Origin of the sequence: Bacillus sp. 196mf (assembly GCF_003217275.1) — a bacterium.
GTDB lineage: Bacteria > Bacillota > Bacilli > Bacillales > Bacillaceae_G > Bacillus_A > Bacillus_A thuringiensis_S.
On record NZ_QJTG01000001.1, the window covers coordinates 622,753 to 636,548 of the forward strand.

Sequence of the window (13,796 nt, forward strand, 5' to 3'; positions counted from 1 at the left end):
AGAGTAATGAAAAATTCCTAATTTCTTAATTTTATACTGAGAAACATATCCAAATAAGGTATTGGTAATTAAAACCGGGAACATTAGAACAACATCGCTAGCTGAAATTTATCGAAACTCCCCTGTGTTTCAAAACCTTCGTAATCCAGATAAGGATAAGGGGAAGTGTGGTATTTTTGAGTTTCGGTATGTTTGTGGGGAATTTCGTTCTAGAGCATATGCGATGACGGGGGATTAAATGGAAAGTGAGCCTTTTGCGTACATATTCCAAAAGCATTGCGAAAACAGAAAAAGAACATAAAAAGGGGCATGAGTAAAAGTTTACTCATAGCCCTTTTTTAATGTTTTATAATGTATAGTACTTAGCATCCTTCATTAAAAATTCACTACCTATATCTAGTGTACTAAAACAAGTTTTTTACACATGAATTCTATTAAATCGATTTTAATAAAGCGTAAAAATTCGTATCATATGGGATATCATCTTGATACATATAATTTTTTAGAACACCTTCTTTTTCAAAGCCTAATTTTAATAGTACTTTATTGGAAGCTTCATTTTCAAGAAATACAATTGCCCCGATCCGCTTTAAATGAATCGTATGGAAACCGTATGATATAACCTCAGAAACAGCTTCAGTCGCATATCCTTTTCCCCAGTGTTCAGGCAAAAAGGCATAACTTATATTGGCTCGTTTATGCTCAGAAGACCAATCGTGAAAACCAATGGTACCGATGAGTTCTTTCTTGTCTTTTAATTCGATTCCCCATTTTATACTGTTTCTTGCATTGTAACTCAACTTAAAGTTATGAATGATTTGTTTCACTTGATCAACATCTTGTAACGGTTTTTGGCCATAATAGCGCAGTACATTAGTATTAGAAAAGCATTGTAGTATACGCGGTGCATCTTCTTCGGTAAGTTCTCTTAAAATAAGTCTTTCAGTTTTTAATAAAGGAAACATATTTTCGCTCCTTTTCACATGAAAATAGAATGTATTTGTTATTATATAATTTAATCTGAAAATAAAGATTATTCAAGGCGTAAGGGAATTATTGTCTGGAAATAGATTATATAATTTATCTTAAAAAGAGTTTATAGGATTAATACAAATAATGAATTGAAAAAGGGTATTCCAAATAAAAATTGGAATACCCTTTTTTCATTACCCTACAAATGTTTGATACAGTAAGAAGATATTTAAAACGATAACGAGAGCAGCAATTATCCATGCGATAAATGTTGTTATACGGTGGTTAACGAGTGCACCCATAATCTTTTTATTACTTGTAAACATAATAAGTGGTACAAGTGCAAATGCAATACCGAATGATAAGACAACTTGACTCATAACTAGAGCGTAAGTTGGATTTACACCTAAAGCGATAATAACTAGTGGTGGAATCATTGTAATAAATCGGCGTAAATATAACGGAATATGCATGCGAATGAATCCTTGCATAATAATATCGCCTGACATTGTACCGACAGAAGAGCTTGATAAACCGGCTGATAACAGACCAATTCCAAACAAAGCAGCTGATATAGGACCTACTAAGTTGGTAAATTGAGTGTAAGCAACATCTAAATCTTCAACGTGCATACCATTTTTAAAAAATAGTGCAGCTGCAACAATTAACATACTCGCATTAATTGCTCCAGCGATAACCATTGCAATAATAATATCGATAAATTCGAAACGAAAAATCTTTTTCTTTTGTTCGTCAGTTGTTCCGACCACACGGCGTTGTGTTAATGCAGAATGCAAGTATATTGCATGCGGCATAACTGTCGCACCTAAAATCCCTGCTGCAAGTAATATACTGTCTACACCTTGGAATTTTGGAATAAATAGTCCTGAAAGAAGGGGACTTAATTCTGGTTTTGCATAAAAAACTTGAATCCCAAAAGCAATTACTACAATGAAAATCATTCCTGTAATAATAGCTTCTAGTGGACGAAATCCTCTACGTTGAAATTCAAGGATAATAAATGATCCGGCTGCTGTAATTAAAGCGGCAGGTAGCATCGGGATTCCAAATAGTAAGTAAAGCCCCAAAGCAGCTCCAATAAATTCCGCTAAATCTGTAGCCATAATAACTAGTTCACCTTGTATCCATAAGCCGATAGACACAGGCTTTGGAAAGTTTTCACGAGCTATTTCGGGTAAATTGTTTCCTGTAGCAATTCCTAATTTAGCCGATAAAGTTTGGATTAATACAGCCATTAAGTTAGAAGCGAGTATAACCCATAATAGTAAATATCCATATTGTGAACCAGCTGCGATATTTGTAGCAAAGTTGCCAGGATCAATATAAGCAACGGACGCGATAAAAGCGGGTCCTAAAAATGGTAACAGTCTTTTCCAGCCTTTTGTTTCTCCACTTAAAGCTAAGTGAGCTGATTGTACAGTTGTACTTTCAGAAGGGAGATGTTTATCTTTTGTTATATCTTTATTCATAGTAGTTTTCCCCTTTAAAATGTTAACTTGATGAAATTATTGTATTTATTCTTACTCATTATTTCAATACATTTAAATATGTTATGTGATAATTTCATTTGAACACGAAAGTTTCCTTAATGCAAATTATATGCCTTTATGCAATGGATGGTGTGATAATGTAAAATGAATTGGGAGTTTATGGTGTGATGACATGGGGAAACATAGTGAATTAAAGGGCTGTTTTTGAAATTTATGTGAACATAAAGCTGATAATACAGCATATTAATTGATGGAATTGCAATTGTATGATATATAATATATTGGGATTACAACATAACCATAGTGTTATGATGTGTAATCTTGTTTTTTATTTTTGTTAACTGATAGAAAATAGTATAAAGAAAAGAAAATGGGATTCATTTTCTTATTATATATGTTTTGATATGAACGTTAACTTATACATGATTTTAAAAATTAGATAGGTGGTAGAAATACATTGGCAACTACAAAACCATACAGAGTATTACTATATTACATGTACACAACAATTGAAAACCCAGAAGAATTTGCTGCAGAGCATTTAGCATTTTGTAATTCACTTGAATTAAAAGGAAGAATTCTTGTAGCAAAAGAAGGTATTAACGGAACTTGTTCTGGAACTGTAGAGCAAACAGAGAAATACATGGAAGCAATGAATAATGATCCACGTTTTGATGGTATCGTATTTAAAATAGATGAAGAAGAAGGGCATGCATTCAAGAAAATGCACGTACGTCCTCGTCCAGAATTAGTTACACTTCGTCTAGAAGATGACATTAACCCACACGAAATAACTGGGAAGTATTTAGAGCCAAAAGATTTTTATGAGGCAATGAAACAAGAAGATACAGTTATCATTGATGCACGAAATGATTATGAGTTTGATTTAGGACACTTCAAAGGCGCGATTAAACCTGATATCGAATCATTCCGTGAATTACCAGATTGGATTAGAGAAAACAAAGAAACACTTGAAGGTAAAAAGATTTTAACATACTGTACAGGTGGAATTCGTTGTGAGAAATTCTCTGGTTGGTTAGTTCGTGAAGGTTATGAAGATGTAAGTCAGCTTCACGGCGGAATTGTAACGTACGGAAAAGATCCAGAAGTACAAGGTGAGCTTTGGGATGGGCAATGTTACGTGTTTGATGAACGTATCGCTGTTCCAGTAAACCAAAAAGAACATGTTATCGTTGGTAAAGATCACTTTACAGGTGAACCATGTGAGCGCTATGTAAACTGTTCAAATCCAGAATGTAATAAGAAAATTTTATGTTCTGAAGAAAACGAAGCGAAATATTTACGTGCATGTTCTCATGAATGTCGTGTAAGTCCACGTAACCGCTATGTAATACAACATGAATTAACTGAAGAACAAGTAGCTGCTGCATTAGAGAAAATCGAAGCAGGGAAGTAAGCTGAATTCGTATAATAAAAAGGTACTCCAAGTTTTATTTTGGAGTACCCTTTTTTTATTATCCAGTCCTGTCATTTGTCGTTTTTTGTCGGTAAGTCGATATATTTAAAAAATCGCTGATATATCTTAAAAATCGCTGATAAAAATTTCACTTACTGTAGCACACCAAGAATTTGAAAATAACCTTCTTTAGTTTTTATCCTCTTTTTCTTTTACAGCAGACAGTACCGTTTGTTTTACCCAAGCTTTTCTTTGTTTATGCTGTAGACCCCATTGGTATAAACTTTGGGCTCCTAAAATAAGTGAAATGACAATGCCGCTAATCGCAATTAATAGAGCGAAAAATTCAAGAGGTGACGATATTTTGTTTGAATCGGTGTTTCTTAAAAGGTCGATCATAGTAAACCCTAACATTTGGCCCACTACAGAGTAGAGCGTTAAAATTAATAATAAAAGGCTATCTTTTTTAGAGGCGACATTTTCTTGATATTTAAACAAACTATCAAGATTTTGTTTCGCATTCGAGTATAGAACCTCAATATTAAAAAGTTTTCTTAAGCGAAAGAAAATATCTTCACTTTGTGATTGGGATACTAATTCTAAAGAAAAATAATTAGCAGTGAACGAATTGATCGAATAAATTAATTTCTCTATTTCATTAGTATCTTGTTCAATGTTTAGCTCAGCATAGGCGTTTGCCATTTTTAATAAAACAATTTTATGAAATAGGTTTAATAATAAAGCGTAATAAAATTCTCCGAACATTTGACTAGCAAGTTTAGAGATTTCGCGTTCTCCATCATTTGTTACACATGTAAAAATATGTTCTTCCATTATGAAATAACGATTTGGAGCCCATCTCTGGTAAGCGTGTTTTTTTAAATAGTCATGAATGTAAGGAAGGTTATTTGCACTCACATAGGGCTTACCATCACTTGTTAATCCGGAAAGACTAGAAGTACGATAAACATCTACTTCATTAAGTTCCATACCTTCTTTTAGTGACAATAAAGTTTGAACGTACATTCTTTGGTCTTCAAAGAAAGGGAAGGTTTGAAAGTATGAACTTCTTAATCTCTTCTTTTCAAAGAAATCAGTTACACCATGAAATAAATAACCAAAAATGAATTTTTCAACTTGGGAATACTTCTTTCCGTTACATTCAATACAAATAGTCTCATTTGTATCATTTTTAGTTTCAAGTACACGGAAGCGAGCAGCGAATTCGATTGCTTCAGATAAAGTCATGTTTGGAGCAGTGTTTACTTCTGTTCGAATTGTTAAGAAGCCAAGTTCATAAGGACAAAGTGTTACATCAATAGAGTGTATCTTGAATGGAATTGAAATAAGGTTTGTTGTTAAATGTCCAGTTAAGTTAAGGTCCTTTGAATAACGTTGCAAGCCCTTTTGATGCTCTGAATGAGGAAAGAGAATTTTATTTGTAAATGAAAGATAGTATGCTTCCATATTTTGATGTGAAACTTTAAACTCCCCATAATATGTATTTTCATCATCGAGATGATCGAGCCGAAAAGGACGAAAATCGTTTTTTTGTAAGAAAGGGAACATATTTTGTTCATATCCAGCTTTAAACGAAAACGGGAATATAAATTGGAATATAGCTGTTGCTACACCTTTTTCCTCAATTGATTGTATTGCCTCCATCTACATTGTGTCCTTTCCATATATGCTATAGAAACAACATGCCCAAATTTATTTGAAAATAACCACTCTTTTATACTCAATTGAGAGTGAAAATTCAGCTTATTTAGCAGGGAACATGTATAATGTTATGTATACTAAAAGTTATAAAATTGTATTTTGAAAAGGGGGATGCTGTATGCGGATTTTAGTATTAGGCGCTGGTGGAGTCGGAGGATTTTTTGGTGGCAGATTAGTCGAGAAGGGAGAAGATGTCACGTTTCTTGTTCGTAGTAAACGGAAAAAACAATTAGAGGAAAGAGGACTTGTAATCCGAAGTGTTAACGGGGATTTTTCCTTCCGACCGAAATTAATAACGAAAGAAGAGCGAACTTCTCCATTTGATGTCATTTTATTTTCAACAAAAGCGTATCACTTAAACGAGGCAATTCAAGATTTGAAGCCGTTTGTTGGCGAAAATACTGTAATCATTCCATTGTTAAATGGTATCGCTCATTTATCGCTATTACAAAAAGAATTCGGCGAAGAAAAAGTAATTGGCGGTTTATGCTTTATCGAGACGACGTTAAACAATCAAGGAGAAATTGTACAAACTAGCGCTGCCAACAGACTTGTGTTTGGAGAAATTAAGTCTCAAAATTCAGAGAGAGTAAAGCATATTTCTAAAGCATTTTCAGGTACGAAATCTAGTTTTGTTTTAAGTGAAAATATTACGCAAGATATGTGGCATAAATATTTATTTATTACTGTAATGTCAGGTGTGACAACGTTAATGCGTGCACCAATTGGACCAATCCGTGAAAGTGAAGGCGGCCGTGATTTTATCCGTAATGTGTTTGAGGAATCTGTACAAATCATGAGAGTATTAGGAGCTCCAGTAAAGGCTAATATTGCCCAGGAACATATGAAAACGATTGATAAAATTTCGTATGATATGAAGTCATCAATGCAACGTGATATGGAAAAGGGTTCGTTTATTGAAGGGAAGCACTTGCAAGGATATTTACTGGATGTAGCAGAGAAATTTTCTATAGCGGCACCATTATTAGAATCTATATATCAAAATTTAAAGGTGTATGAAGAGATGACCTTTAACAAATCTGTAATAGAATTAGATGTATGAAAAAATAAAAAAGATAGCAATATATAAGTGTATTGCTATCTTTTTTATTTTTTTGTATGACAAATTATTTATTTCTTTTCGTTCTATCTGTCAAATTTATTTCCTGTTCACGTTTACCATATAACTGATTAATTTCATTTGCTACTGCATCTAAATATGAATCGGAAAAAATAGGCTTCTTTTCTTTAGACATATGGGTCTCCTTTGCGGATTTTTAATATTCATTATGTATATTTCTCAGCGGATTATGCGCAATCATTTTAATTTTTTTCTTATTAAAAATTTTTGTTTACTTTTTGAAAATAAAGGAGTATTATAATCCACAGTTTCAATTTTCTAAATCGCTGAAACCGCATGGTACGGGGGACCCGTTTTTACGGATTAGTACATAATCCGATGGGGTGAATCCTTGAAAAAGGTAGGGCTACTCATAGGCCCGAATCCGACAGCTAACCTCGTAAGCGTTATATTGAGAAGGAAGGTGGAGCTTGTGCGACAAAAAAAATAATGTCTACAAGTCTATTTCGCTATGGCTTGTAGACATTTTTTGTTTTCTGAAGAAATAGTTTACTGGCTGTAACAAGCAGAAAAGTTCGTACAAAATTATTGGAGAGTGGACAGCATTGGTTTCATCTATTAAAAGATTTTTAATTGGAAGACCGTTAAAATCAACAGAGCTTGGAGAACAAAAGCTTAATAAAACGAAAGCTTTAGCTATTTTATCTTCTGACGCATTGTCATCAGTTGCTTACGGTCCAGAACAAATTTTAATTGCTTTAGCAGGTGTGGGAGCGATCGCTTATTGGTATTCCATTCCGATCGCTGTTGGGGTATTAGTATTATTGACAGCCCTTATTTTATCTTATCGTCAAATTATTTTTGCTTATCCGCATGGCGGGGGAGCGTATGTTGTATCAAAAGAAAATTTAGGGATGAATCCAGGCTTAATTGCTGGAGGATCTTTATTAGTCGACTATATTTTAACTGTTGCGGTAAGTGTATCTGCAGGTACAGATGCGCTAACATCTGCTTTTCCTAGTTTACATGCACATAATGTAATCATTGCGATTATATTTGTTATATTTATTACCATCTTAAATTTAAGAGGAGTAACGGAATCAGCTTCTGTTTTAGCATATCCTGTTTATTTATTTGTTTTAGCCCTATTTATATTAATTGGTGTAGGCATATATAATATTTTGACTGGTCACGTTTCACCAACTTTACACACGCCGATCGGAACGCCGGTTGCGGGTATTAGTTTGTTTTTACTGTTAAGAGCATTTGCATCAGGTAGTTCTGCTTTAACAGGTGTTGAAGCAATTTCAAACGCAATTCCGAACTTTAAAGATCCTGCGCCAAACAATGCTGCAAAAACATTGCTTGCAATGGGTGCATTACTTGCTGTGTTATTTTCAGGAATTGTATTTTTAGCTTATTATTACGGAGTGACGCCGAGTAAAGAAGTAACAGTTGTTTCTCAAATTGCTGAACAAACATTTGGACGTAATTTCATGTACTATTTCATACAAGGTACAACAGCTTTAATATTAATTCTCGCAGCTAATACAGGCTATTCTGCATTTCCTTTATTAGCGGTTAACCTCGCAAAAGATAAATTTATACCGAGAATGTTTACGATTAGAGGAGACCGTCTAGGTTACTCAAACGGTATTATAATACTTGGAGTTGCTTCGATTATTTTAATTGTAGCTTTCCAAGGACAAACAGAACATTTAATTCCGTTATATGCAGTAGGGGTATTTATTCCATTTACACTTTCTCAAACAGGGATGGTATTAAAGTGGCTTCGCGAAAAACCTGAAGGATGGGTTTTAAAATTAACGGTTAATTTAATTGGTGCAGTTATTAGTTTTATCGTAATGAGCATGTTCTTTTTAACTAAATTTGCACAAGTTTGGTCGATTCTTATTTTCTTACCTGCTATTATCTTCTTGTTTCATCGAATTAAGAAGCATTATGATGCAGTGGGTGATCAATTAAGTTTAAAAACTTGTGAACCTCTTATTCCAATTGAGGGGAATGTAATTGTCGTTCCTGTAGCAGGTATGACGCATGTAGTAGAAAATTCATTGAACTATGCGAAATCTCTTTCGGCAGATCAAGTTATCGCTGTATATGTTGCTTTTGACAGAGAAGAGGAAAAGAAATTTGAAGAGAAATGGAAGGTGTGGCAACCTGAAGTAAGGCTTGTTACATTACATTCTCATTATAGAAGTATTATTCAGCCGCTAACGAAGTTCATTGATACAGTGCAATATAAGGCAAGTGAATCGAATTACCGCGTTACGGTCGTTATACCACAGTTCATTCCGAAAAAAGGTTGGCATAACATTCTTCATAATCAATCCAGTTTACTCATACGTGCGTATTTACTTTATAAAAGAAATGTTGTTATTACGACAGTTCCATATCATTTGAAAAAATAAGAAGATTTTTGAAGGATAGCTTCGTGAAAATGAAGCTATCCTTTTTGTGTATATGCTATGCATAATTGCATATGGATTTAAAAATTATATCAATATAATTTTATCGGTTATTTGCAAGTAGTGTTTTCTGTTGTGATATATAGATATTTCAATCGATAAAGTGAATCGGATTATATTTTGAAATAAGGACATGAAAGCTTGAAAATAAAGGGAATGAAAATACTTCTTTACGTTATATAAACAGCTGTGTTTAAATGACCTTACAGTACAAAACATATATGAAAACAAAACGAAATTTCATATTTACGCATGTTGTTTAGTTTAAAATGAATAATATTTTTAAGTAATATATTCACTATGTGAATGTGAGAATTTCGATGAAATAGAAAATTTATACAATATTATTCATACTAAACACATATGAAAAATAATAAAATGTTTTGTGACGATAAGTAAGTACTGTAGCAATACGAGAGAGGTGGTTCATACATGGATCACGGTGAGAACGTTCTCTATTTTAATCATCTCAAATTATGGGCAAGAAAATAGAATAATAAAATGCGATAGTAATAGTTGCTAATACATAGGAGGAGTTAAAGTGAAAAAGACTTTAATTACAGGGTTATTGGTTACAGCAGTATCTACGAGTTGCTTCATTCCTGTAAGCGCTTACGCTAAGGAGGGGCAAACAGAAGTGAAAACAGTATATGCGCAAAATGTAATTGCTCCAAATACATTATCCAATTCAATTAGAATGTTAGGATCACAATCACCGCTTATTCAAGCATACGGATTAATTATCTTGCAACAGCCAGACATTAAGGTAAATGCGATGAGTAGCTTAACGAATCATCAAAAGTTTGCAAAGGCGAATGTAAGAGAATGGATTGATGAATATAATCCGAAGCTAATTGACTTAAATCAAGAAATGATGAGATACAGCACTAGATTTAATAGCTATTATAGTAAGCTCTATGAACTAGCAGGAAACGTAAATGAAGATCAGCAAGCAAAAGCAGATTTTATGAGTGCATATGGAAAATTACAATTGCAAGTACAAAGCATCCAAGAGAGTATGGAGCAAGATTTATTAGAGTTAAATAGATTTAAAACAGTATTAGACAAAGATAGTAACAACTTATCAATTAAAGCCGATGAAGCAATAAAAACACTGCAAGGATCAAGTGGAGATATTGTGAAATTAAGAGAAGATATTAAAAGAATTCAAGGGGAAATTCAAGCTGAACTAACTACTATTTTGAATAGACCTCAAGAAATCATTAAAGGTTCTATTAATATCGGTAAACAAGTATTTACAATCACAAATCAAACTGCACAAACGAAAACAATCGATTTTGTTTCTATCGGTACTTTAAGTAATGAAATTGTAAATGCTGCAGATAGTCAAACGAGAGAAGCAGCTCTTCGCATTCAACAAAAGCAAAAAGAGTTATTACCACTTATTCAAAAGTTATCACAAACTGAAGCAGAGGCGACTCAAATTACATTCGTTGAAGATCAAGTAAATAGCTTTACAGAATTAATTGATCGTCAAATTACAACTTTAGAAACGTTATTAACGGATTGGAAAGTTTTAAATAATAATATGATTCAAATTCAAACAAATGTTGAAGAAGGCACGTATACAGACAGTAGTTTACTTCAAAAACATTTCAATCAAATTAAAAAAGTAAGTGATGAAATGAATAAGCAAACAAATCAATTTGAAGATTACGTTACAAACGTTGAAGTACATTAAACAGAAAAATAATTAGCGATATAGGGAGAGAAGAAAAATGACAAAAAAACCTTATAAAGTAATGGCTCTATCAGCACTTATGGCAGTATTTGCAGCAGGAAATATTATGCCGGCTCATACGTATGCAGCTGAAAGTACAGTGAAACAAGCTCCAGTTCATGCGGTAGCAAAAGCTTATAATGACTATGAAGAATACTCATTAGGACCAGAAGGCTTGAAAGATGCAATGGAAAGAACAGGTTCAAATGCTTTAGTAATGGATCTGTACGCTTTAACAATTATTAAACAAGGTAATGTTAACTTTGGAAATGTATCGTCTGTTGATGCGGCTTTAAAAGGGAAAGTAATTCAGCACCAAGATACAGCTAGAGGAAATGCGAAGCAATGGTTAGATGTATTAAAACCACAGCTTATTTCAACAAATCAAAATATCATTAACTACAATACGAAATTCCAAAACTATTATGATACTTTAGTTGCTGCAGTTGATGCAAAGGATAAAGCGACTCTTACGAAAGGCTTAACTAGATTATCAAGTAGTATTAATGAAAATAAAGCACAAGTGGATCAGTTAGTAGAAGACTTGAAGAAATTCCGAAATAAAATGACTTCGGATACGCAAAACTTCAAGGGTGATGCAAATCAAATTACATCTATATTAGCTAGTCAAGATGCAGGGATTCCGCTTCTGCAAAATCAAATTACAACGTACAATGAAGCAATTAGTAAATATAATGCAATTATTATCGGTTCATCTGTTGCGACAGCTCTAGGACCAATTGCAATTATCGGTGGTGCAGTAGTTATTGCTACGGGCGCAGGAACACCGCTAGGAGTAGCATTAATTGCAGGTGGTGCAGCAGCTGTAGGCGGTGGTACAGCTGGAATCGTATTAGCGAAGAAAGAGCTTGATAATGCACAAGCAGAAATTCAAAAGATAGCAGGACAAGTTACAACTGCGCAATTAGAAGTAGCTGGATTAACGAACATTAAAACACAAACAGAGTATTTAACAAATACAATTGATACTGCAATTACAGCGTTACAAAATATTTCAAACCAATGGTACACAATGGGATCAAAATACAATTCTTTACTTCAAAATGTAGATTCTATTAGTCCAAACGACCTAGTTTTCATTAAAGAAGATTTAAACATTGCGAAAGATAGCTGGAAAAACATTAAAGACTATGCAGAAAAGATTTATGCTGAAGATATTAAAGTAGTAGATACGAAAAAAGCATAATTGAATACGAATCGTTAGAGCGTTAAGTGTTGATGAATGATTTGAAGCTCCTGTTCAGTTGTGAGCAGGAGCTTTTGATATCCTTATAAGGAGAATAGGTGAAAAATATGCAGAAAAGTTTTTATAAAAAATGTCTTTTAGCGGTAATGATTGCTGGGGTGGCAACAAGTAACGCATTTCCTTTACATCCTTTTGCAGCAGAACAAAATGTAAAGGTGCTACAAGAAAATGTGAAAAACTATTCTCTTGGACCAGCTGGATTCCAAGATGTAATGGCACAAACGACATCAAGTATATTTGCAATGGATTCATATGCAAAATTAATTCAAAATCAACAAGAGACGGATTTAAGTAAAATAAGTTCGATTAATAGTGAATTTAAAGGGAATATGATTCAGCATCAAAGAGATGCAAAAGTTAATGCAGCATATTGGTTAAATAATATGAAGCCTCAAATTATGAAAACGGATCAAAATATTATAAATTACAATAATACTTTTCAATCGTATTATAATGACATGTTAATAGCGATTGATCAAAAGGATAGCGGAAAATTAAAAGCGGATTTAGAAAAGTTGTATGCGGATATTGTAAAGAATCAAAATGAGGTAGATGTATTATTAGGGAATTTGAAAGCTTTTCGCGATAGAATGGCGAAAGATACAAATAGTTTCAAAGAGGATACAAATCAGTTAACAGCGATATTGGCAAGTACGAATGCTGGTATTCCAGCTTTAGAGCAACAAATAAATACATATAACGATTCAATTAAAAAGAGTAATGATATGGTCATTGCTGGTGGCGTACTTTGCATAGCATTAATAACATGTCTTGCTGGCGGACCAATGATTGCGGTTGCGAAAAAAGATATCGCAAATGCAGAAAGAGAAATCGCTAATTTAAAAGATAGAATTTCAGGAGCGCAAGCAGAAGTCTTAATTTTGACTGATGTAAAAAATAAAACAACAAACATGACAGAAACAATTGATGCAGCAATTACAGCACTACAAAACATATCAAATCAATGGTATACAGTAGGTGCAAAATATAATAATTTACTACAAAACGTAAAAGGAATTTCTCCAGAAGAGTTTACGTTTATAAAAGAAGATTTACATACAGCGAAAGATAGCTGGAAAGATGTAAAGGATTATACAGAAAAATTACATGAAGGTGTGGCAAAGTAAACAGTGGACTAGTTCTGCTGTTTATTTTTTTATCCTGTTTTTTGTGAGAGTTGAACTTGCAATTATATATAAGTTTGTCATGTATTTTTATATTTTTTATAAATTCTAAAAGGACATTCCCTATTGTTGGTATGATAGACAGAAACTGTTTTTTTAGAACAGGAGACAATAAATAGGGAAAATAACATTAGGATTATTAGTTATATTTCTACTTATATTTATGTACATGTCTTTAGTAGGAGATGAGAATAAGGGTTCCTTAACTCCTAATCTGATTTCAAAGGAAAAATATTTAGAAATTGATTCTGTTGCTGGAGGTACATTTAGAGATTATGGTCAAGAAGCAGAAGCAGTGTTTGAAAAACTAAGTAGTCAGAAAAATGTTGAAACAAAAAAGATTTTTTGAGGAAGAAATTTTTGAAGAATCATTATAGACTTTTACTTTATTAGTATTAACTGAAACTTATTC

At 33.1% G+C, this 13,796-nt stretch carries 11 protein-coding genes, 1 pseudogene and 1 riboswitch; of the genes and pseudogenes, 8 read left to right on the plus strand and 4 right to left on the minus strand.

All coding sequences use genetic code 11. The annotated features are described in order from the left end of the window. Window positions 1-46: 46 nt before the first annotated feature. Window positions 47-342: pseudogene (locus ATL10_RS03485) on the plus strand (hypothetical protein); the annotation flags it as partial. Window positions 343-434: 92 nt separating this feature from the next. On the opposite strand, the gene ATL10_RS03490 reads toward ATL10_RS03485, so the two are convergent. Beyond that, window positions 435-965, minus strand: a complete 531-nt coding sequence (locus tag ATL10_RS03490) for a GNAT family N-acetyltransferase (RefSeq protein ID WP_098235565.1) — start codon at window positions 963-965, stop codon at window positions 435-437. A gap of 201 nt (window positions 966-1,166) precedes the next feature. Further along, window positions 1,167-2,462 carry an Nramp family divalent metal transporter gene (locus ATL10_RS03495; protein ID WP_001030687.1) on the minus strand — a complete coding sequence of 432 codons (1,296 nt, stop codon included), beginning with the start codon at window positions 2,460-2,462 and terminating at the stop codon, window positions 1,167-1,169. A gap of 478 nt (window positions 2,463-2,940) precedes the next feature. Here ATL10_RS03495 and trhO point away from each other — a divergent pair, with 478 nt between their 5' ends. Then, window positions 2,941-3,900 carry an oxygen-dependent tRNA uridine(34) hydroxylase TrhO gene (gene trhO, locus ATL10_RS03500; RefSeq protein WP_000246224.1) on the plus strand — a complete coding sequence of 320 codons (960 nt, stop codon included), beginning with the start codon at window positions 2,941-2,943 and terminating at the stop codon, window positions 3,898-3,900. A gap of 189 nt (window positions 3,901-4,089) precedes the next feature. Here the strand turns inward: trhO and ATL10_RS03505 are convergent, their stop codons facing one another. Then, complete coding sequence (locus ATL10_RS03505; protein WP_000387439.1) at window positions 4,090-5,565, minus strand: hypothetical protein; 1,476 nt, start codon at window positions 5,563-5,565, stop codon at window positions 4,090-4,092. Window positions 5,566-5,740: 175 nt separating this feature from the next. On the opposite strand from ATL10_RS03505, the gene panE reads away from it, so the two are divergent. Beyond that, window positions 5,741-6,685, plus strand: coding sequence for a 2-dehydropantoate 2-reductase (panE, locus tag ATL10_RS03510; protein WP_001221913.1), 945 nt, complete (start codon window positions 5,741-5,743; stop codon window positions 6,683-6,685). A 64-nt stretch (window positions 6,686-6,749) separates the two neighbouring features. Here panE and ATL10_RS31715 read toward each other — a convergent pair whose 3' ends face one another. Then, a complete protein-coding gene (locus ATL10_RS31715; protein WP_000031873.1) occupies window positions 6,750-6,878 on the minus strand; it encodes a hypothetical protein in 129 nt (42 codons plus the stop codon). 139 nt (window positions 6,879-7,017) lie between these two features. Continuing rightward, window positions 7,018-7,164, plus strand: a riboswitch (cyclic di-AMP (ydaO/yuaA leader). A gap of 144 nt (window positions 7,165-7,308) precedes the next feature. On the opposite strand from ATL10_RS31715, the gene ATL10_RS03515 reads away from it, so the two are divergent. From ATL10_RS03515 to ATL10_RS03540, 5 genes are all read left to right on the plus strand, one after another. Then, window positions 7,309-9,135 carry an APC family permease gene (locus tag ATL10_RS03515; protein ID WP_000254901.1) on the plus strand — a complete coding sequence of 609 codons (1,827 nt, stop codon included), beginning with the start codon at window positions 7,309-7,311 and terminating at the stop codon, window positions 9,133-9,135. Between the two features lie 598 nt (window positions 9,136-9,733). After that, window positions 9,734-10,894, plus strand: a complete 1,161-nt coding sequence (nheA, locus tag ATL10_RS03525; protein ID WP_000751828.1) for a non-hemolytic enterotoxin NHE subunit A — start codon at window positions 9,734-9,736, stop codon at window positions 10,892-10,894. A gap of 37 nt (window positions 10,895-10,931) precedes the next feature. After that, window positions 10,932-12,140 carry a non-hemolytic enterotoxin NHE subunit B gene (gene nheB / locus ATL10_RS03530; RefSeq protein WP_110496427.1) on the plus strand — a complete coding sequence of 403 codons (1,209 nt, stop codon included), beginning with the start codon at window positions 10,932-10,934 and terminating at the stop codon, window positions 12,138-12,140. A 107-nt stretch (window positions 12,141-12,247) separates the two neighbouring features. Further along, window positions 12,248-13,327: a non-hemolytic enterotoxin NHE subunit C gene (nheC, locus tag ATL10_RS03535; RefSeq protein WP_033657501.1), complete on the plus strand. Its 1,080-nt coding sequence runs from the start codon at window positions 12,248-12,250 to the stop codon at window positions 13,325-13,327. 226 nt (window positions 13,328-13,553) lie between these two features. Next, window positions 13,554-13,733, plus strand: coding sequence for a hypothetical protein (locus ATL10_RS03540; RefSeq protein ID WP_000060529.1), 180 nt, complete (start codon window positions 13,554-13,556; stop codon window positions 13,731-13,733). Window positions 13,734-13,796 lie beyond the last annotated feature (63 nt).